The sequence below is a fragment of the Pedococcus soli genome, from assembly GCF_054782575.1.
The window spans coordinates 1,225,310-1,245,102 of record NZ_BAAGSF010000004.1 but is presented as its reverse complement, the minus strand read 5'-3'; the positions used below and the strand labels follow the sequence as shown (position 1 = coordinate 1,245,102).

The window sequence follows — 19,793 nt, the reverse complement described above, 5'->3', positions numbered from 1 at the left end:
CCTGCGTGTTGCGGCGGTGTGAAAGATAGGCTGCACGCATGAGCGAGTCGCAGCGGCACCCCGACTCCCCCGCGTCGGACGAGCTCCAGCCGCTCTCGCTGAGCAGCGCGACCGTCACCCTGTGGGGCACCGTCGCGTGGCTCGTGGCACTGGTCGTCACCCTCGTCGTCCCGGCCCTGCACCAGGGCGACCGCCACTGGTGGCCATGGACCTGCGTGGCCGCGATCGTGCTCGGCCTGCTCGGCTTCTCCTACGTGAGACGCGGCCGCGGCAACGCCGCCGGCGCCGAATAACCCCTCCTCTCCGCGAAGCGGGTGTCCTTCTGCGACACGGGACTTATTTGTCCCGGTTTTGCCACACGACACCCGCTTTGCCGGGTCAGCCAGGCCCGGGGCACGGCTACCGGGACGACGGTATGGCGCGCACGTCACCCGTGCGCGGCGTGCTGGCGAGCAGGTCAGGCGGCGCGACGCAGGAGGGCAGCCCTGATCTGGGCCAGCATCCGCGCAGGATGGGCGAGGTCGGCCCAGGTCAGACGGACCACCTCGTAACCGAGGGACCTCAGCCGGTCCTCGCGCCTCTTCTCTGCGACGAGGCCGTCCCGACCGTCGGCGCCGCCGTACTTCACCGCACCATCGAACTCGACGACCACGCGCCCGGCGACGAGGAAGTCGACCCGGCCGACGAACCCACCCTGCTCGTCCCGGACGACCACCTGCGACTCGACGGGGAGCCCCAGGGCCGACAGCACCAGTCGGGTCCGGCTCTCGCCCGGCGACTCTGCCAGGGGGTCCATCGCCGCCAGCACCCGTCGAACCCGGGCCCGTCCACGCAGCCCGGGCAGGAGCCGGTCGGCGGCGGCGTGCAGGTCGTCGGTGGTGGCTGCCTGTCCGTGCAGGGCTGCATCGGCGGCCACCACGCCCGCCTCGACCGACCCGGAGCCCGTCGTCACGACCGCGTCTGCGAGCGCGAGGGTGGGCAGCCCGTCGACCTCGACCACCGAAGCCATCGACCGGAGCGGCATGACCCGAAGCCCTGCCACGGTTGTGGACTGCTGCACGTCGCCGCTGAGCACGACGAGGCGGCGGTCGACGTGCCACAGGGGAAGTCGGTGGAGAGCGAGTGCGGCCTGGTGACTGGCTGCCTCGACCGCGCCGGCCGTTCCGTCCAGCCGTGAACGCATCACCGCCATCACCGTCAGGCGGTACTGCTCGTCGCCGTCCGCGTCGTCCCATCGGCGGCCGGCGACGAAGGCTCCTCGGCGTGCTCGGCGCAGGTAGCCGCGCGCGACCCAGCTCTGCACGTCATACGCGGGGATGCCCAACCGGGCGAGCTGGCCGGCACCGACGACCCCACCCTGCGCCTCCACCAACGCGGTTGCCTGCGAGTCCATGCGGAGAGGGTGATGCCGTCACCGGCCGTGGCCAACGGACGCCAGCGGCAGCTGTGGACGGCGGTCCCACGGGTGCGCGCCTGTGGAAACCGCCGACACGACGAAGCGGGTGTCGTTCGGCAATACCAGGACAAATAAGTCCCGTGTTGCCGAACGACACCCGCTTTGCGGAAGAGGGCGGAAGGGGGGGACGTCCCTCAGACGAGGTCGTAGCTCAGCTCGTCGACGATCGGTTCGCCGGTGTGGACGTGCTCGGCGGGTTCGGCGTCGACCTCGGAGTGGGCGCCGCAGCCGTGGTCAAGACTCACGACGCGACCGTCGGAAGGCGACCAGGCGTTGGCGCACACGCCGAAAAAAGACCGGAGGGCACCTGCCATCGGGAGGAAGTACCCGCAGGAGGAGCAGGGCGAGGAGGCCTTCTCGGCGACCTCGGCGTGCGGGCCGTTCTCACCCTCGTACCAGCGCTGGGCCGCGGCCTCGCGGCCCTCGGCGGACAGCACGCGCTTGCGGCCGAGCCCGAGCTCGTACGTCGCGAGCTCGTCGACCTCCTCGTCACCCGTGGCCTCGAACCCGGGCTCGAGCAGCGGGTCGTCCTCCTTGTAGGGCAGGACGTCGCCGGCACCGAGGTCTCCGGGGGCGATGCGGTCGGCGTACGGCAGCCACTCCGGCGACAGCAGCGCGCCGTCACCGGGGACGAGGTTGGTCTCGCACACCGTGGCCGACTTGCCGCGCGGCACCCGCGCGACGGTGATCGCCCAGCGCCAGCCGGGGTACGCCCGGGCCGTGCACGCGAAGTAGTGGGTCCCGAGGCGCTCCTCGTCGAGCTCCATGCCGAGGTGCTCACCGACGGTGCCGGCCTCCGCGATGGACTCGGCGGCCTCACGGGCCAGGTCGACGGCGCCCTCGAGCACCGGGTCCTTCTTGGGGGTGGCCATGCTCACGGCTCCAGCTGGTCGGCGAGAAAGCGCAGGACCGCGGCGACCTTGGTGCCGTGCTCCTTGTCGAGGCGGCGGCCCCGACGCAGGGAGTTGCTGGTGCTGTCGAGCAGCTTGATGGCGTCCTCGACGAGCGGGGCGAGGTCCTCGGGCGACTTGCGGTTCTGCTCGCGCTTGCCGGCCGTCACGCTCGGCGCCGGCTCGAGCAGGGTCACCTGGAGCGCCTGGGTCCCACGACGGCCCTCGGCCACGCTGAACTCGACGCGGGCACCGCCCTTGAGCGTGCTCGCGCCCTCGGGCAGCGCGTTCGCGTGGAGGAACACGTCGCTGCCGTCGTCACCGGAGATGAAGCCGAAGCCCTTCTCCGCGTCGTACCACTTGACCTTGCCAGTGGGCACTGGTCCACCTCTACGTCGAAAGTTTGGGTGCGCTCTGTGCGCATCGCAAGGCTATCGGGTGGTGCCAAATCCTTTCCGGGTATGCCGCGTGCCGGGTGGCCCTGCGCGCGTCACCCGGGCCCCGCGCGGCCGGAAAACCGGTTCGGGGCTGTCGGTGCCGTGCGCGAGGATGGACCCGTGAGTGAGTCCTCGAGCCAGCGGCAGAGCGTGCGCCAGTTCTGGGGTGACCTGTCGGTCGAAGGTCGCTGGCTGCTGTCGACCGTGGCCGTCCAGACGCTGGGGCGCGGCCTGACGCTGCCGTTCACCGTCATCTACCTCAACGAGGTCCGGGGCATCTCGCTCGACCTCGCCGGCGCGCTGATGGCGTTCATCGCCGTCGTGGCGCTCGCGGTCACCGGCCCCGGTGGCGCCCTGACCGACCGGGTCGGGGCCCGCCGGATGCTCCTGCTCGCCACGAGCGCCCAGCTCGTCGGCTGCGTCGTGCTGGCGTTCGCGACGACGCCGTGGACGGTGGCGCTGGCGTTCGTGTTCCTCGGCTTCAACTTCGGGGTGTCCTGGCCCGCGTTCAACGCCCTCGTCGCGGCCGTCACCACCGGTCCTGCGCGCCAGCAGTACTTCGGCGTCAACTTCGCCCTGGTCAACCTCGGCATCGGCCTCGGCGGGGTCATCGGTGGCCTCTACGCCGACGTCCACAACCCCACGTCGTTCACCGTCATCTTCCTCGCCGACGCCGCGAGCATGCTCGTGCCGATCGGCCTCCTGCTCGGCCCCCTGCGCCACGTCCACGGCCGCGCCGAGAAGCCGGAGGGCACCGAGGGGTCCGGCGGCTCCTACCTCGACATCGTCCGCCAGCCGGCCGTCGTGTGGATGACCGTGCTGACGTTCCTCGGCACGTTCGTCGGGTACGGCCAGATGGAGGCCGGGTTCCCCGCCTTCGCCCGTCAGGTCAGCGAGGTGCCGACCGAGGTGATCGGTTTCGCCTTCGCCCTCAACACCGCGGTGATCGTGGGTCTGCAGTTCGCCGTCCTGCACCGCATCACCGGTCGCCGCCGCACGCGGGTGCTGCTCGTCATGGCCGCCCTGTGGGCTGCCGCCTGGGTGGCGCTCGGGCTCACCGGGTTCGCCCCTGGCACCCTCGTCGCAGCCGGTGGGGTGCTGGCCTTCCACGCGTTGTTCGCGCTCGGGGAGACCTTGCTGCAGCCGACCATCCCCGCCATCACCAACGACATGGCCCCGGACCACCTGCGCGGTCGCTACAACGCGGTCAGTGCCGGAGCGTTCCAGGCCGGCACGATCCTGGGACCTGTCGTCGCCGGGTTCATGCTCAACCACCGGTGGTCAGCGGAGTTCATCGCCATGCTCGTCGTCAGCTGTGGCGCCATGGCCCTGCTCGCCCTCGCCGTCGAGCGCCGGATCCCGCCCGAGGTCAACGGCCTCACGGGTGACCAGGTCGTGCCGGTCGTCGACCCGGCAGGGGCCCGACCCGTCTGAGGCTCAGGCGAGGTGGCTGGGGTTCATGCCCCAGGTCGCCGACCAGTCCTGACCGGGTTCGAGGACCACCAGCCCGTCCCCGGAGTTGAACGCGTTGCTCGGGCACGACATCGGCTCGACGGCGATGCCGCGGGTTCCCTTGACCCCGGTGTCGGCGCCCTTGGCCGTGAACACCTGCACCCAGTCCAGCGCCCGGTCGCCCCAGACCCGCACCTCGCCCGTGGCGAGCCCGCCGACGACGACCTCCCACCCACCGTCCGCGCGGGTCCGCGCCAGGTCCGTGTATGCCGTGTCCAGACTCGTGCTGCCCAGGGCCCGCCCCTCGCGGAAGTCCGTCTCGGGCCGGACCGGTTCGGTGGCGACTGGGATCATCTGCTCGTCGACGAGCACCTCACGCGTGGCGGGGATGGTCAGCTCGACATCGGCGAGCCGGGTCTCCCCGAGGGCGACGTAGGGGTGCGCGCCATACCCGAACGGTGCGGGCGAGCTCCCCACGTTGACCGCGTGCGCGCTCACGGTGAGGCCGTCGTCGTCCAGGACGTAGTTGACGCTGAGGTCCAGGCTGCCGTCCCACCCCGGTGAGGGGTGCAGGCGCGTGCGCACGGTGAGGGCGGACCAGTCGTCGTCGTGCCAGTGCAGCTGCCACGGCAACCACCGGACCAGGCCGTGGTTGGAGTTGGAGAGCGGGATCTCGGTGAGGGCCAGCTGGTGGTCGACGCCGGCGAACGTGTACCGCCCACCCCGGATGCGGTTGGGCCAGGGCATGAGCACCTGCCCACGACCGGCGAGGCAGAACTCGTCCTCGGCGTAACCGGCGACCACGTCGACCCCGTCGACCGTGTAGGTCCGCAGCCCGCCGCCCACCTCGACGACGGTTGCCTCCTGACGTCCGTTCCGGAGGGTCCACTGCTCGCCGCTGGGAGAGGTGCTCACGGGCTCACGCTACTGGCCGGGCAGCGGGTCCGCCGTTGCGGTGGTCAGGCGCCGCGGACGACCCGGACGGACACGGCCTTGCTGCCGTCCTTCCGCGCGAGGACGAGGACCACGTCGTCCTTGGCCAGCGCACCGGCACGGCCACGGGTGGTGTCGTCGATGACGTAGGTGGCGCTGAAGCCGTCGGCACTCTTGACGGTGACCGACGTGCTGGACGCGGCGGTGACCGTGCCCCGCTGGAGGGTCATGACGACCGCCTTGCCGGTGGCGTCCTGCACGGTGAACTCGCCGTGCTGCACGTCGCCGAGGGCGGCTGCCCCACCCATCATCGAGCCCATGCCGAGGCCGCCACCAAGGCCACCACCGAGACCGTTGCCGTTGCCGTTGCCGTTCGGCTTGCCCTTGCCGTTGCCGTTGCCGTGGCCCTTGCCGGGACCGTTCTCGGTGCCGGGCAGCTGGCCGCGGCCCATCGGGCCGTTCTCGAGGCGGCGCTGCTGGCCCGGGGCGCTGTCGCTGCGGCCGTGCATCTGGCCCATCCGGTCGCCGTCGTGCCCGGCCACCGTCCGGACGACTGCCACCGCACCGACGCCGAGCACGCCGACCACGAGGAGCAGGGTGAGCACGGAGGCGACGATGAGCGCGATCGTGCCGCCGGTGGTGGAGGTGGCCTGGCGCCAGAGGTTGGGTCCCTTGGGCGGCGTGGGACCGGTCGCACCGGCGGTGCTGGTCGGCCCGGCCGTGCCGGTCGGTCCCGCGGGCCGTGCCGGTGCCGCGTGGGCCGCCTCGGACGTGGCCGACGGGAACGACTCGGGCCGGGACGCCTGTGCCGGCGGCTGCCCCTGTGCGGGCTGCTGCCCCGGGTGCGGCGTGGGCATCGGCCGGGTGGGATCGACCGGGTCGATGGGCCCCGTGGGTCCGGTGGGCTCCGACATGGCGGCTCCTCTCGCTCTGTGCATCATCCCTCGGGAACCTGTGGTTCAACTGGGAATCGCGCCAAACTCGACCGCGCCCGGACCCCGTCCCGGACCCCGCCTCGGAGCCCGCCCCGGACCCGGCACAGGACCGGGCCAGGACCAGGCGGAGCCCCGACACGGCGCCCGGCACAGCACCCGGCCGGGATGAGACCCACACCCGGCCCTCGGTCACGCGGTACGCGACCTCACGGCGGCCGACTACCGTGGTCCGGTGCCCCCGAAGTCCCGCCCCCAGCCCACGGCCGTCCGGTCGATGGCCGACGACGTCCGGGGGCGCACCGATGACGAGCTCCGCGCTCTCCTGCACCGCCGGCAGGACCTGGCCCGCCCGGCGCCTGCGGACCTGTCGGCCCTCGCGGCCCGGGCGAGCACCCGCGCCAGCGTCCAGCGCGCCGTCGACTCCCTCGACCTGGCCCACCTCCAGGTCCTCGAGGCGGCCCTGACCGCTCCCGCGACCAGCTCGTCGCCGGTGCAGCCGTCGGCCGTCGCGGCCCTGCTCGGGTCGACCGCGGCCGAGGTGCAGCCCCTGCTCGACGACCTCTGGACGGTGGCCCTGCTCTGGCGCAGCCCCGAGGGCCTGCGAGTCGTGCGCACGGTCGGCGAGGTGCTCGTCCACCCCGCCGGACTCGGCCCCCGCGCGACCGACCTGCCCGGCGCGGCCCCCGCGCCGGCTGCCGACGCCGTGGTCGCCGCCGTCGCCGACGCGCCACCGGCCGCCCGTGCCATCCTCGACCGCCTCACCTGGGGACCGCCGATGGCGGTGCTCCCGACCGGGACCCCGGACCGCGTGGCCGAGGGAGCGCGCTGGCTGCTCGAGCACCACCTCGTGCGTTCGGTCGGCGGTGAGCAGATCGCCCTGCCCCGCGAGGTCGCCCTCGCGCTGCGCGGCGGCCGCAGCCACGCCGAACCCGCCCTCACCTCACCCGACCTCCACGGCGAGGACCGCACCCCGGACGCGGTCGACGCCGCCGCCGGTCAGCAGGTCACCGACCTCCTCGCACTGGTCGACGAGCTCGCTGCCGAGTGGGGGCTGCGACCGCCACGCGTGCTGCGGTCCGGTGGCCTCGCCGTGCGCGACCTCAAGCGGATCGGCTCGGTCCTCGACGTCGACGAGACCCGGGCGGCCTTCGTCGTCGAGCTCGCGTATGCCGCCGGCCTCCTCACCGACGACGGCTCGCTCGACCCGTCGTGGGCTCCGACGCCGGCGTACGACGAGTGGCAGCAGCAGCCCGGCGACCAGCGCTGGGCCGTGGTCGCGCGGGCCTGGCTCCTCACGACCCGCGCACCCCACCTCGTCGGCACCACCCCTACGGGCGCGTCGGGCACCGTGAACGCCCTCGGCCCGGACGCCCACTGGCCACCGGCCAGGGGTCTTCGCCGGGACGTCCTCGACCAGCTCGGCGACGCCCCCACCGGGCTGGCCCCGGCACCGGCGTCCGTCGCGAACGCCCTGCGCTGGCGGCGGCCCCGTCGCGTCCCCGGCACCCTCGAGGCCGTCATCGCCGCAACGCTCCGCGAGGCCGAGTGGCTGGGCGTCACCGGACGCGGCGCGCTCTCCACCGCGGGGCGGGCCCTGCTCGAGGGGCGCGACCAGTCCTCCCTCGCCGCGGCGATGCAGCCCCACCTGCCCGACCCCGTCGAGCACGTGCTCCTCCAGGCCGACCTCACCGCCATCGCACCCGGTCCCCTGGCCGGAGGCCTCGCGACCTTCATGCGTCTGGTCGCCGACGTCGAGTCGCGCGGCGGCGCGACGGTCTACCGCTTCACCCCCGACTCGGTGCGGCGCGCGCTCGACGCCGGGTGGTCGGTCGACCAGGTGGTGGGCACCCTCAGCGACGCCAGCCACACCCCCGTCCCGCAACCCCTCGACTACCTGGTCCGCGACGTCGCACGACGCCACGGCCAGGCGCGGGTCGGGGCGATGCGCGCCTACATCCGGTGCGACGACGAGACCACGCTGGGAGCCATGCTCGCCGAGCGGGCGCTGTCGCCCCTCCAGCTGCGCAGCATCGCCCCGACCGTCCTCGTCTCCCCCGTGGCGGCCGAGACAGTCGTGGACTTCCTGCGGGAGAACGGTTTCGCCCCCGCGGCCGAGACCCCGGACGGCGGAATCGTCGTCCCGCAGGCGGGACGGCACCGGACGCCGCTGCAGCGACGCACCTCCCCCGTCACGGCCACGGGTGTCGACGACGAGCTCGTCACCACCCTGGTCGGCGCGCTACGGGCCGGAGAGGCGGCGGCGGACTACCACCGCGAACAGGTGGCCACGCGCCCCGGACCCAGCCTGCCGAGCACCGACCCGACGACCACCCTCGCCGTGCTGCGTGACGCCGCCGCCGACCGTCAGGCCGTCTGGCTCGGGTACTCCGACGCGGACGGTCGGGTCCAGCGGCTGCTGTTCTACCCCGAGCGGGTCGAGGGCGGCCGCGTCCACGGGACCACCGAGGGCCTGAACCGCACCCTGTCGATCCACCGCGTCACCGGCGCTGCCGTCGGCTGACGCCCGACCGGCGCCGGTCAGTCGCTCCCGGCGAGTGCCTTGACCACCCGCGACGGGGACGGCCGCCCGAGCTGCTCGGCCATCCAGGTGCTCGTCTCGACGAGCGACGAGAGGTCGACCCCGGTCTGCACCCCCGCACCGTCGAGGGCCCAGACAAGGTCCTCGGTGGCGAGGTTGCCGGTGGCGCTCTTGGCGTAGGGGCACCCGCCCAGGCCACCGGTGGAGGCGTCGACGACGGTCACGCCGTGCCGCAGGGCCGTCATCGTGTTCGCGAGCGCCTGGCCGTACGTGTCGTGGAAGTGCACGCCGACCCGGTCGGCCGGTATGCCGCGGGCCTCCAGGGCGTCGAGCAACCGGCTCACGTGCCCGGTCGTGCCGACCCCGATGGTGTCGCCGAGGGAGAGCTGGTCCGCGCCGAGGTCCATCAGCCGCACCGCGACGTCGGCGACCTGGTCGACCGGCACCGGTCCCTCCCACGGGTCGCCGAAGCACATCGACAGGTAGGCGCGGACCCACAGGCCCGACTGGCGCGCCCGGTCGACGACCGGCGCGAACATCGCGATCGACGCCTCGACCGTGCGGTTGAGGTTCTTGCGGGCGAACGTCTCCGTGGCGCTGCCGAAGATCGCCACCGCCCCGACCCCGGCCTCCAAGGCCCGGTCGAGCCCTCGCTCGTTCGGGACCAGGACGGGGCGCTGCGGACCCTTGCCGGCGTCGCCGAGGAGCGCGAGAACCTCGGTGGCATCCGCCAGCTGCGGGACCCAGGCTGCGGGGACGAACGACGTCGTCTCGATCGTCCGCAGTCCGGCAGCTGCGAGGCGCCGCACGAACTCCGCCTTCACCTCGGCGGCGACGACGGTCTTCTCGTTCTGCAGCCCGTCGCGCGGACCCACCTCGTAGATGGTCACGGCCCCGGGCAGGTCGGTGGCGAGCTCGAGCTGCGGCAGTCCGGTGGTCACGTCCCTGATCCTGCCACTGCCCGGATTCGTGGTTGCCGGACACCGGGCCCGGCGGCGCAGGTTAGATTTGGGCGCAGTACCGGACCCGGCTGAAGGACATCGCATGAGCGACACCCCCAGGAACGACAGCACCGAGGACCGCGGAGACGACATCTTCCGCGACCCGACGGCTCCCAGCGACGCGCCGTCCTACGGCTCGCCGGCGTCGGCCGGAGCCACGGAGCACACCGAGCAGCTGCCGACCGGTGGTGACACCCAGCAGGTCCCGACCGAGTCGTCGGTGCCCCCGCCTCCCGCGGCGCCCCAGAGCCCGTACAGCGCCCCGCCGGCGGCGGATGCTCCGCAGAACCCGTACGCCTCCCCGGACCCTGCTGCGCAGAACCCGTATGCCGCGCCGCCGGCCGCCCCGAGCTACCCCACCCAGGGTGAGGTGGCCTCCCAGCACGGCGCCCCCGGCACGCCCCCGCCGCCTCCCGGCTACGGCCAGGCCGGCTACGGCGCGCCCGCCCCGGCCTACGGACAGGCTCCGTACGGAGGCGGACCCGCGTCCGGCTCCCTGAGCGGCAGCACGATCGCGCTCCTCGTCGTGTCCGGGTTGCTGACCATCGGTGGCTGCGGCATCGGCATCCCCGCCCTGGTCTTCGCGATCATCGCGGTGACCAAGAAGGACCAGCCCTCCGAGATGGGCAAGTGGACCAGGTGGGGCTGGATCGCCCTGGCCGTCACGGTCGTCCTCGTCGTGCTCGCCATCGCCGGCCTCGTCGGTATCGCTGCCGTGGGTGGGTCGACCAGTCCGTGACCGACGGACCGCTGATCGTCCAGAGCGACAAGACGCTCCTGCTCGAGGTCGACCACCCGCGCGCCGAGGAGGCGCGTCGGGCGATCGCCCCGTTCGCCGAGCTCGAGCGCGCCCCTGAGCACATCCACACCTACCGGGTCACGCCGCTGGGTCTGTGGAACGCCCGGGCCGCGGGGCACGACGCCGAGCAGGTCGTCAACGCGCTCATCACGTTCAGCCGGTATGCCGTGCCGCACGCCCTGCTCGTGGACGTCGCCGACACGATGGACCGGTACGGCCGCCTCACCCTCGAGAAGGACCCCGAGCACGGCCTGCTGCTGCGGACCACGGACCGCCCGGTGCTCGAGGAGGTGTTGCGGCACAAGAAGATCAAGCCGCTCATGGGTGAGCGCATCGACGCCGATCGCGTCCTCGTCCACCCGTCCGAGCGGGGCCACCTCAAGCAGGAGCTGCTCAAGGTCGGCTGGCCCGCCGAGGACGAGGCGGGGTACGTCGACGGCGAGGCCCACCGGATCGACCTCGACAACGCCGACTGGTCGATGCGGCCGTACCAGCAGCAGGCGGTCGACGGGTTCTGGCACGGCGGCTCCGGCGTGGTCGTCCTCCCCTGCGGCGCCGGCAAGACCCTCGTCGGCGCCGGGGCGATGGCCCAGGCCAAGGCCACCACGCTGATCCTCGTGACCAACACCGTCTCGGCCCGGCAGTGGCGCGACGAGCTGATCAAGCGCACCAGCCTCACCGAGGAGGAGATCGGCGAGTACTCCGGTGCCCGCAAGGAGATCCGCCCGGTCACCATCGCGACCTACCAGGTGCTCACGACCCGGCGGAAGGGCGTCTACACGCACCTCGACCTGCTCGACGCCCGCGACTGGGGCCTCATCGTCTACGACGAGGTGCACCTGCTCCCGGCCCCGATCTTCCGGATGACGGCCGACCTCCAGGCCCGCCGTCGCCTCGGCCTCACCGCCACGCTCGTGCGCGAGGACGGCCGCGAGGCCGACGTCTTCTCGCTCATCGGCCCGAAGCGCTACGACGCCCCGTGGAAGGACATCGAGGCGCAGGGCTACATCGCGCCGGCCGACTGCGTGGAGGTGCGGGTCACGCTCCCCGACAGCGAGCGCCTCGCGTATGCCGTTGCGGAGCCCGAGGACCGCTACCGCCTCGCCTCGTGCAGCCCGGTCAAGATCCCCGTGGTGGAGAAGATCGTCGCCCAGCACCGGGGCGAGCCCACGCTCGTCATCGGCCAGTACCTCGACCAGCTGGACGAGCTCTCCCAGCGCCTCGGGGCAGAGGTCATCACCGGCGCCACCTCGGTGGCCGAGCGCCAGAAGCTGTTCCAGGCCTTCCGCGTCGGTGAGATCGACCTGCTGGTCGTCTCCAAGGTCGCGAACTTCTCGATCGACCTGCCCGAGGCCAGCGTCGCCATCCAGGTGAGCGGCACCTTCGGGTCCCGGCAGGAGGAGGCCCAGCGCCTCGGCCGGGTGCTGCGTCCCAAGGGCGACGGCCGCACGGCGCACTTCTACTCGGTGGTCGCCCGCGACACCGTGGACGCCGAGTTCGCCGCGCACCGGCAGCGGTTCCTCGCCGAGCAGGGCTATGCCTACCGCATCGTCGACGCCGACGACCTGGGCGACGTCCCCGCCTGACCACGCCGTCCCGCCGAGGAGCGGGAACCGGCCGACTCACCAGCCGGTGAAGCGGCAGATCCCGACCCCTCAGCGCGGAAGGGGAGCTCTCCCCTCGCGGTGACCACACGTTCAGCGTCCGCCGAGTTCCGTTGTGCTGCAATAGAACTCGGCTCGACGCCATACCCACGTGGACGTGAGGCGGGGACCTCTCCCCATCGCCGGGGGCCATCCCCCGCTCCTACCTTCGGTTCTGCAGCCGGGCCGAGGTGGCCGGGCACCACTACCGAGGGGATCACCGCAATGCTCAGCACCGTCATGACCCGCAAGCCCGTCCGCTTCGCCGTCGCCTCCGTCGCCGGCCTGGGCCTCGCCGGGGGCATCGCCCTCGCCGCCGACGCCGCGACCGGCACCGTGAAGACGTCCGGCGCCAGCCTGTCCGTCCGCAAGGGCCCCGGCACCGGCTACGCCAAGGTCGGGACCGTGAAGAAGGGCGCCAAGGTCAACATCATCTGCCAGACCACGGGCAGCACGGTCAAGGGCACCTACGGCACCTCGAACATCTGGGACAAGATCGGCACCGGCCGGTTCGTCTCCGACGCCTACATCTACACCGGCTCCGACGGCCGCGTCGCCCCGAAGTGCGGCGGCTCCGCCCCGGCCCCGAGCACCCCGAGCGGGGTCATCGGCAACAACTACCCGTACAGCGGCCAGACGTCGGGCGTCGACCCCTGGAACTTCTACAAGGGCCAGTGCACGTCGTTCGCCGCGTTCCGCGCCCGCTCGGTCAAGCACGTCGGCTTCACCAACTCCTACAAGGGCCAGCACTGGGGCAACGCCAACCACTGGGACGACGCCGCCCGCGCCGCCGGTGTGACCGTGAGCAGCCGCCCGCACGTGGGTGACATCGCCCAGAGCGACGCCGGCAGCTTCGGCCACGTCGCCTACGTCGCGAAGGTCAACGCCAACGGCACGTTCGTCGTGGAGGAGTACAACTGGTCGCACCCGGAGCACTACGGCACCCGCACGGTCAGCCGCGGTTCGGCGCACGGCCAGTTCGACTCCTTCATCCGCTTCTGAGCCGACCCCTCCGGGGTGGTCACACCCCTGACCCGGACCAGCGCGGCGCCCTCCCTGCGACGGGAGGGCGCCGCCGCGTCGGCCACCCGCCGGGCTCAGAGCGCGTCGAGGACCTCGTGCGCGATCCGCGCCAGGGTGACGGCCCCCACCGGGCGGAAGGGGTGCAGCGGGTCGGGAGCCACCGACCCCGTCGGGCCGCCGAGCTCGGTGTGGGCCAGCGCGCTCATCACGACGTAGGCGTCCTCACGACTCACCCCGCGCTCGTCCACGAGCACCGAGAAGAGCGACTCGTAGGCCATGTCGATCGAGTCCTGGACGGGGTCGCCGAGACCGACGCAGACCAGCTCACGACCGGTGTCGACCCGCGGTGCGCGCAGCCGGGCGCCCAGCCCCTTGACGACGTCCACGGTCACCGTGACGCGGCCGGCCGCCTCGATGGCCACGAACGACGACTCCCCCCTGCTCATCACGGCGTGCAGGTCGCCGAGCGACAGCAGCGCCCCCGGCACCTGGACGGGCAGGTAGACCGTCGACCCCGGGGCGGCGTCGGTGAGGTCCATGTTGCCGCCGGTGGGGTAGCTGGGCATGACTGTCGAGAGGTCGCCGTCGGCGGGGGCAACCATGACGCAGCCGACCATGGGGGCAGCGGGGCAGTCGAGGCCGTCGGTGAGCTGGACCCGCCCGTCGCGCAACGGGATCCGACGCACGAACCACTCCTCGCCCATCGGTCCCGCGAGCGCGCCCGCGCCCGGGATGTACACCGACCAGCCGAAGTCGCCGAAGGTGATGTCCTCGATGGTGACGGCGAGCGCGTCGCCGGGCTCCGCACCCTCGACGAACACCGGTCCGGTGACCGGGTTGAGGGGCGCCGTCACCTTGGCGAGGTCGCGCCGCTCCTCCATCTGGGCGTATGCCGTGTCGTCGGTCTCGAAGGTGATGCGGTCACCGCCCCCGGCCGCGACCCGAAGCACGGGCTCATCGGCGGCCGACAGCCCCGGCCGCCCCTGGTCTCTGGTCAGCAGGTGCTCGCTCATGCCCGTCCTCCCCTCGGGGCCTCGACGGGCTGGTCCCGCGCCGCAGGCCCGTCCGCGGCGTGCTCGGGCAGGATGCCCCGGTCGTGCGTGGTGTACCACGCCAGGACGAGGCAGCCGATCGCCAGCCAGACGAGCCCGCCGATCTTGGCGGCCGCCTCGGCGTTCCACAGGACGTAGCCGATCACCGCGAAGCCCAGCACCGGGGAGACCCAGTGCAGGAACACGTTGCGCGAATGCTTCCGCACGCCGTACCAGGACACGACGGACACGTGCAGGAGCAGGAAGCTCGTGAGCGCGCCGAAGTTGACCAGCGACGAGATCAGGCCGACCTGTCCGACGAAGAACAGCCCGGTGACGAGGGTGAGGCCACCGACGAGCAGGATCGCGCGCTCGGGCACCTTGGTGCGGCTGTTGACGTGGGCCAGGAAGCCGGGCAGCCGCCCGTCACGGCTCATCGAGAACAGGAGCCGTGAGGTGGCGCTCTGGGCGGCGACGGCGTTGGCGATGCCGACGGCCAGGGCGTTCATGGCGAGGAAGGCGACCTGCCACCCGTGGCTGCTCACCTGCTCGACGATGCCGAAGAAGGCGTTGTTGACCTCGTCGTCGCCGAACTGCTGCGTGTCCGGCACGAGCATCGCCGCGAGCCAGGTCTGGGAGACGAAGAAGAACGCGACGAGGACGAGCCCGACCACCATGGCCAGGCCCGCCGCCTTGCGTCCGCCCTTGGCCTCCTCCGAGAGGGTCGCGATGCCGTCGAACCCGAGGAAGCTCAGCACCGCGATGGACAGCGCGGTCGCGACCAGGCCCGGGGTGAAGTCGCCGGAGTCGAACAGCGGCGCCGTGGTGAACCGGGCACCGCTCGTCCCGCGGGCGATGGCGACCACGGCCATGACGACGAAGATCACGACGAAGAGCAGCTCGGCCGCGAGGAAGAGCCGGTTGACGATGGCCGTGAACGAGATGCCGATGTAGTTCACGCCGGTGTTGACGACGAGGAAGAGCACGATCCACAGCGCCTTCGGGATGTCGGGGAAGATCCCGGCCATCGACTCGGCGGCGAACACGTAGAGCAGGGTCGGCACGAGAAGGTAGTCGAGCAGGATCGTCCAGCCCGCGAGGAAGCCCAGCTTGGGGTTGAGCCCCCGACCGACGTACGAGTACACGGACCCGGCGATCGGGAAGGCGCGCGACATCTGCGCGTACGACATGGCGGTGAAGATCATCGCCACCAGGCCGATGAGGTAGACGAGGGGCACCATGCCCTTCGACTCGTTGTAGACCACGCCGAAGATCGCCCACGGCGCGATGGGCACCATGAAGACGAGGCCATAAATGATCAGGTCCGTGGTGGACAGGGTGCGGTTCAGCTCTTGGCGGTAACCGAACTCGGCGAGCTCGGTGTCATGGGTGCTGCTCACGACGCTCCTCGGGGGAAGGGGTGGGACGTGGACGGGGGACGTGGACGGGGGACGGTGGGGACGGGGGCCGGTGGTCGTGCTGTCTCAGTCGTGCTCGCGCAGGAAGGCGCCGACCACGGCGGTGAACCACTCGGGCTCCTCGACGTGCGGCATGTGGCTGGACTGCGCGAACACGTGCGAGCGGGCACCCGGGATGCGGTCGACGAAGGGCTGCCACACGATCGGCATCGCCTCGTCGTGCGCACCGCTGACCACGAGCGTCGGCGCGGTGATGCCCGGGAGGCGGTCGACCACGGTCCAGTCCTTGAGCGTGCCCACGACGTGGAACTCCGACGGCCCGTTCATGGTGTGGTAGACCGTCGGGTCGGCCTCGAGCTGGGCGAAGGACGCGAGCACCTCCGGCGGGTTGGGCACCACGCGGCAGACGTGGCGGTCGTAGAAGACCTGCATCGCGGCGGCATACTCCGGGCTGTCCGTGGTGCCGGCCTCCTCGTGCCGCAGCAGCGCCGCCTGGACCTCCTCGGGGAGCTCGGCGCGCAAGGTGGCCGCCGCCTCGAGCCAGAGGGCCATCGACGCGGGGCTGTCGCAGATGCTCAGGGTCGCGACACCGTGCGGGTCGGCGAGCAGCACCTCGCTGGCGAGCATGCCTCCCCACGACTGGCCGAGCAGGTGGAACCGGTCGCCGATGCCGAGGTGGTCCACGACGGCGCGCAGCTCCTCGATGAAGAGCTCCACGGTCCAGGAGGCGGGGTCGGCGTCGGGCAGGTGGGTGCTCAGGCCGCAGCCGAGCTGGTCGTAGTGGACGACCGCACGCCCGTCGCCGGCGAGCGCCGTCATCGCGAGGGTGTAGTCGTGCGCGACCCCGGGCCCTCCGTGCAGCACCACGAGGGGCGCCCGCGGCGCGTCGGGGCGCAGCGCGTCGGGGTCGCCGGTGACGCGGAACCACGTCTCGTGACCCCGGAAGGGCACCGTCCCGGTCCGGCTCGGCTCGGGTATGGCGCGGACGGCTGTCTGGTTCACAGGTCTCCTCGGCTGGTCCTGGGACGCCCCTGCGGGCGACCGCGACACTCAACCGCAGAAATGGTCTGGTGACAATACCTTTGATCGGGTGACGAGACGGGCGGCCGGACCCCGACCCGTAGACTCCCCGCGTGGACGAGGGCGCAGAGCTTCTGGGGGCCGCGGGCGGAGGGGGCGCGGCAGGGGGTCTCGACCCGCTCCGCGTGAGCATGACCGCCTCGCTCGCCGACCGGCTCGTCACCGCCATCGCCGTCGGCGCCTACTCCCCCGGGGAGCGCCTGCCCCCGGAGCGAGAGCTCGCCTCCTCGCTCGGAGTCTCCCGCGTGACCCTGCGCGAGGCGCTGCGCCAGGTCTCCGAGCTCGGCCTGGTCGAGGCCCGCCGGGGACGCGGCGGTGGCACGTTCGTGTCCACCGTCGACTGGAGCGAGGTGGCGCCGCAGGTGGCCCGTCGCACCCTCGAGGTCGAGCTGCCGCGGCTGCGCGACCTGTTCGACTTCCGTTGCCTCGTCGAGGGGATGATCGCGCGGACCGCCGCTGAGCGACGCACCGCCGAGGACGTCGCCGAGCTGAACGCGGCGCTGGCGGAGTTCGACCGGGTCGAGGGGATGATCGAGGCCAGGGCCGTCGACCACCGGATCCACGGGCTCATCACCGCGGCGGCCCGCAACCCGCACCTGAGCCTGCTGAGCGCTCGGCTGACCGCCGCGGCCACCCTCGGGTTCGGCGCCGAGCCCTACGCCCCGGAGTTCCTCGCCCAGGCCCGCTCCGAGCACGCCGAGCTGGTCCGCCACGTCGTCCTCGGCGACGCCGACGGGGCGGGGCGCTGCGCCCAGGCCCACTTCTCGCTGACCCTCGAGTCCATGCAGGCGGGGCTGCGCAAGGCCGTGGCCCGGTCCAGCTGAACCGGCCACGGCGGCAGGGCGACCGGGCGCACGACGCGCCCAGTCGGCATACAGGCAACTCCCAGACTCCACCCGGACACTGGGACCGTGACCAGCGTCGAACCCGAAGCCCGCCTGCTCGTCGTCGAGGACGAGCCCAACATCCGCGAGCTGCTCGCGACCTCCCTGAGGTTCGCGGGCTTCGAGGTGCACGTGGCCGCCGACGGGGCGACCGCCCTCAACCTCGCCACCGCCCACGAGCCGGACCTGGTCGTCCTGGACGTGATGCTCCCGGACATGGACGGGTTCACCGTGACGCGCAAGCTGCGTGACACGGGCCGCCAGCTGCCGATCGTCTTCGTCACGGCGCGCGACTCCCTCGACGACAAGGTCAAGGGCCTCACGGTCGGGGGCGACGACTACGTCACCAAGCCGTTCAGCCTCGAGGAGGTGGTGGCCCGGATCCGCGCCGTGCTGCGGCGGACCCGTGGCGAGGTGGACGAGTCGTCGGCGCTGCGGTTCGAGGACCTCGAGCTCGACGAGGACTCGCACGAGGTCCGCCGCGGCACCCGCTCGATCGACGTGTCGCCCACCGAGTTCAAGCTCCTGCGCTACCTCATGCTCAACCCCAACCGCGTGCTGTCGAAGGCCCAGATCCTCGACCACGTGTGGGACTACGACTTCCGCGGTGAGAGCGGCATCGTGGAGTCCTACATCTCCTACCTGCGTCGCAAGATAGACACCGAGGGCCTGCCGCCGCTGATCCACACCAAGCGCGGGGTCGGGTACGTCCTGCGCAAGCCACCGGAGGCGTAGGTGGACCCGGCAGTCCAGCCCAGGCACCAGCGCGCGCTGGCCCGGGCGTCCCGCCGGCTGGAGGCGCTGCCGCTGCGGCTGCGCCTCATCGCGGTCATGCTCGTGCTGCTGCTCCTCGCCCTGACGCTCACGGCCTCCGCGACCGCTGTCCTCATGCGGCGCGACCTCGTGAGCCGGGTCGACCAGCAGCTGCGGCTCGCCGCCGACCCCGTCGCGAAACAGGCCTTCAACGACCTCGGCAGTGCGATCAGCGAGGGCATACCGAACGGCTACGCCTTCGTCGTGCTGCCCAACGACGGTCGCGCGCCCATCGCCGCCAACCCCATCGGCGAACCGATGCACCCCGCCGTCCCGTCGCTCACCGTCGACAGCCCCCAGGTCCGCACCGGCGACCCCTTCACCATCGCCTCGAAGGAGGGCGAGCTGAAGTGGCGGGCGATCGCGGGCACGCTGCGCGGCAGCGAGGCCGTGGTCGTCGTCGCCGTACCGCTGCGCACCGTCGACCGGACCGTGCACAAGCTCGTGCTGGTCGAGCTGCTCATCGGCATGGGCGTGCTCCTCGCCTGCGCCGCCGGCGGTTGGTATGCCGTGCACCGCGCCTTCCGCCCGCTGCGCCAGATCGAGGACACCGCGTCCGCCATCGCCGCGGGGGACCTGACGAGGCGCATCCCGACGCGGACGGCCAAGGACGAGGTGACCTCGCTGTCCCGCTCGCTCAACGTCATGCTCGCCCAGATCGAGCAGTCCTTCTCCCAGCGGGAGCAGTCCGAGGAGCGGATGCGGCAGTTCGTCGCGGACGCCTCCCACGAGCTGCGCACCCCTCTCGCCGCGGTCCGCGGCTACGCCGAGCTGTACCGGCAGGGTGCAGTCCGTGAACCGACCGACGTCGCGAGCGCCATGTCGCGCATCGAGGGCGAGGCCAGCCGGATGGGTGGGCTGGTCGAGGACCTGCTGATGCTGGCCCGCCTCGACGACCAGCGCCCCCTGAAGATGGACGACGTCGACCTCACGGTGCTGGCTGCCGACGCGGCCCAAGACGCGCGGGCCATCGACACGCACCGGCCCGTGACGGTCACCGGCCTCGACGGACCGATGGGCCCGACGGTGGTGCGCGGCGACGACTCGAAGCTGCGCCAGCTCCTGGCCAACCTGCTGTCCAACGCCCTGGGCCACACCCCGGCCGGCACCCCGATCGAGGTGGCGGTGGGTGTACGGCGCTCCGACGGCCTCGCCGTCGTCGAGGTCCGCGACCACGGCCCCGGTGTCGATCCCGACCAGGCCAAGAAGGTGTTCGAGCGGTTCTTCCGCGCGGACCCCTCGCGCGGGCGAGGCAGCGGTGGCGGCAACGGCCTCGGCCTGGCCATCGCCGCCGCGATCGTCGCCGGCCACGACGGCCGCATCGGTGTCGCCCAGACGCCCGGTGGCGGTGCCACGTTCGTGGTGCAGATGCCCACAGCAAACTCCCAGCCGGCGCCCAGTACTCCTTGACGTCGGGTGTGTTGACTGAGGTCACCAAGCCACACCAAGGAGTGCGAGA

Annotated in this window: 18 protein-coding genes; 9 read left to right on the top strand and 9 right to left on the bottom strand. The window is 72.4% G+C overall.

Annotated features, from left to right (window positions below; genetic code table 11):
• Positions 1 to 38 precede the first annotated feature (38 nt).
• Positions 39 to 293: a DUF2530 domain-containing protein gene (locus tag ACYVKF_RS12030; protein WP_082553299.1), complete on the top strand. Its 255-nt coding sequence runs from the start codon at positions 39 to 41 to the stop codon at positions 291 to 293.
• A 164-nt stretch (positions 294 to 457) separates the two neighbouring features.
• On the opposite strand, the gene ACYVKF_RS12025 is transcribed toward ACYVKF_RS12030, so the two are convergent.
• The 3 genes from ACYVKF_RS12025 to ACYVKF_RS12015 all read right to left on the bottom strand — a co-directional run bounded on the left by ACYVKF_RS12025 (position 458) and on the right by ACYVKF_RS12015 (position 2,726).
• Entirely contained in the window at positions 458 to 1,393 is a 936-nt protein-coding gene (locus tag ACYVKF_RS12025) for a type IV toxin-antitoxin system AbiEi family antitoxin domain-containing protein (protein WP_460966556.1), read from the bottom strand.
• Positions 1,394 to 1,590: 197 nt separating this feature from the next.
• The gene (locus ACYVKF_RS12020) at positions 1,591 to 2,328 is read right to left on the bottom strand and encodes a DUF3027 domain-containing protein (RefSeq protein WP_056916444.1); all 738 of its coding nucleotides are present in this window, start codon (positions 2,326 to 2,328) and stop codon (positions 1,591 to 1,593) included.
• 2 nt (positions 2,329 to 2,330) lie between these two features.
• A complete protein-coding gene (locus ACYVKF_RS12015; RefSeq protein ID WP_056916443.1) occupies positions 2,331 to 2,726 on the bottom strand; it encodes a cold-shock protein in 396 nt (131 codons plus the stop codon).
• A gap of 177 nt (positions 2,727 to 2,903) precedes the next feature.
• Here ACYVKF_RS12015 and ACYVKF_RS12010 point away from each other — a divergent pair, with 177 nt between their 5' ends.
• On the top strand, positions 2,904 to 4,217 hold the full coding sequence (locus tag ACYVKF_RS12010; protein WP_056919709.1) for an MFS transporter: 1,314 nt from the start codon (positions 2,904 to 2,906) through the stop codon (positions 4,215 to 4,217).
• A gap of 3 nt (positions 4,218 to 4,220) precedes the next feature.
• On the opposite strand, the gene ACYVKF_RS12005 is transcribed toward ACYVKF_RS12010, so the two are convergent.
• A complete protein-coding gene (locus ACYVKF_RS12005) occupies positions 4,221 to 5,150 on the bottom strand; it encodes an aldose 1-epimerase family protein (RefSeq protein WP_056916441.1) in 930 nt (309 codons plus the stop codon).
• A gap of 44 nt (positions 5,151 to 5,194) precedes the next feature.
• Complete coding sequence (locus ACYVKF_RS12000; RefSeq protein WP_460966553.1) at positions 5,195 to 6,082, bottom strand: hypothetical protein; 888 nt, start codon at positions 6,080 to 6,082, stop codon at positions 5,195 to 5,197.
• 253 nt (positions 6,083 to 6,335) lie between these two features.
• On the opposite strand from ACYVKF_RS12000, the gene ACYVKF_RS11995 reads away from it, so the two are divergent.
• Complete coding sequence (locus ACYVKF_RS11995) at positions 6,336 to 8,624, top strand: helicase-associated domain-containing protein (RefSeq protein WP_460966551.1); 2,289 nt, start codon at positions 6,336 to 6,338, stop codon at positions 8,622 to 8,624.
• Between the two features lie 17 nt (positions 8,625 to 8,641).
• Here ACYVKF_RS11995 and ACYVKF_RS11990 read toward each other — a convergent pair whose 3' ends face one another.
• On the bottom strand, positions 8,642 to 9,583 hold the full coding sequence (locus ACYVKF_RS11990; protein ID WP_460966549.1) for a hydroxymethylglutaryl-CoA lyase: 942 nt from the start codon (positions 9,581 to 9,583) through the stop codon (positions 8,642 to 8,644).
• 103 nt (positions 9,584 to 9,686) lie between these two features.
• On the opposite strand from ACYVKF_RS11990, the gene ACYVKF_RS11985 reads away from it, so the two are divergent.
• From ACYVKF_RS11985 to ACYVKF_RS11975, 3 genes are all read left to right on the top strand, one after another.
• Complete coding sequence (locus ACYVKF_RS11985) at positions 9,687 to 10,382, top strand: hypothetical protein (protein WP_460966547.1); 696 nt, start codon at positions 9,687 to 9,689, stop codon at positions 10,380 to 10,382.
• Positions 10,379 to 12,028 carry a DNA repair helicase XPB gene (locus ACYVKF_RS11980; protein WP_056916437.1) on the top strand — a complete coding sequence of 550 codons (1,650 nt, stop codon included), beginning with the start codon at positions 10,379 to 10,381 and terminating at the stop codon, positions 12,026 to 12,028. The genes ACYVKF_RS11985 and ACYVKF_RS11980 overlap by 4 nt, the downstream gene beginning before the upstream one ends.
• Before the next feature lie 282 nt (positions 12,029 to 12,310).
• Positions 12,311 to 13,087, top strand: coding sequence for a CHAP domain-containing protein (locus ACYVKF_RS11975; protein ID WP_082553295.1), 777 nt, complete (start codon positions 12,311 to 12,313; stop codon positions 13,085 to 13,087).
• 95 nt (positions 13,088 to 13,182) lie between these two features.
• On the opposite strand, the gene ACYVKF_RS11970 is transcribed toward ACYVKF_RS11975, so the two are convergent.
• The 3 genes from ACYVKF_RS11970 to ACYVKF_RS11960 all read right to left on the bottom strand — a co-directional run bounded on the left by ACYVKF_RS11970 (position 13,183) and on the right by ACYVKF_RS11960 (position 16,559).
• The gene (locus ACYVKF_RS11970) at positions 13,183 to 14,121 is read right to left on the bottom strand and encodes an acetamidase/formamidase family protein (protein ID WP_056919704.1); all 939 of its coding nucleotides are present in this window, start codon (positions 14,119 to 14,121) and stop codon (positions 13,183 to 13,185) included.
• Positions 14,118 to 15,539 (bottom strand): APC family permease, encoded by a 1,422-nt coding sequence (locus ACYVKF_RS11965; protein ID WP_460966544.1) that lies wholly within the window; start codon positions 15,537 to 15,539, stop codon positions 14,118 to 14,120. Before ACYVKF_RS11965 ends, ACYVKF_RS11970 begins: the two co-directional genes overlap by 4 nt.
• A gap of 84 nt (positions 15,540 to 15,623) precedes the next feature.
• On the bottom strand, positions 15,624 to 16,559 hold the full coding sequence (locus ACYVKF_RS11960; protein ID WP_460966543.1) for a proline iminopeptidase-family hydrolase: 936 nt from the start codon (positions 16,557 to 16,559) through the stop codon (positions 15,624 to 15,626).
• 131 nt (positions 16,560 to 16,690) lie between these two features.
• Between ACYVKF_RS11960 and ACYVKF_RS11955 the strand changes: the two genes are divergently transcribed.
• From ACYVKF_RS11955 to ACYVKF_RS11945, 3 genes are all read left to right on the top strand, one after another.
• Positions 16,691 to 17,461 carry a FadR/GntR family transcriptional regulator gene (locus ACYVKF_RS11955; protein WP_157581472.1) on the top strand — a complete coding sequence of 257 codons (771 nt, stop codon included), beginning with the start codon at positions 16,691 to 16,693 and terminating at the stop codon, positions 17,459 to 17,461.
• 87 nt (positions 17,462 to 17,548) lie between these two features.
• Positions 17,549 to 18,256, top strand: coding sequence for a response regulator transcription factor (locus ACYVKF_RS11950; protein ID WP_056916432.1), 708 nt, complete (start codon positions 17,549 to 17,551; stop codon positions 18,254 to 18,256).
• Positions 18,257 to 19,744 (top strand): sensor histidine kinase, encoded by a 1,488-nt coding sequence (locus ACYVKF_RS11945; RefSeq protein ID WP_235529234.1) that lies wholly within the window; start codon positions 18,257 to 18,259, stop codon positions 19,742 to 19,744.
• The last annotated feature ends 49 nt before the right edge of the window (positions 19,745 to 19,793 follow it).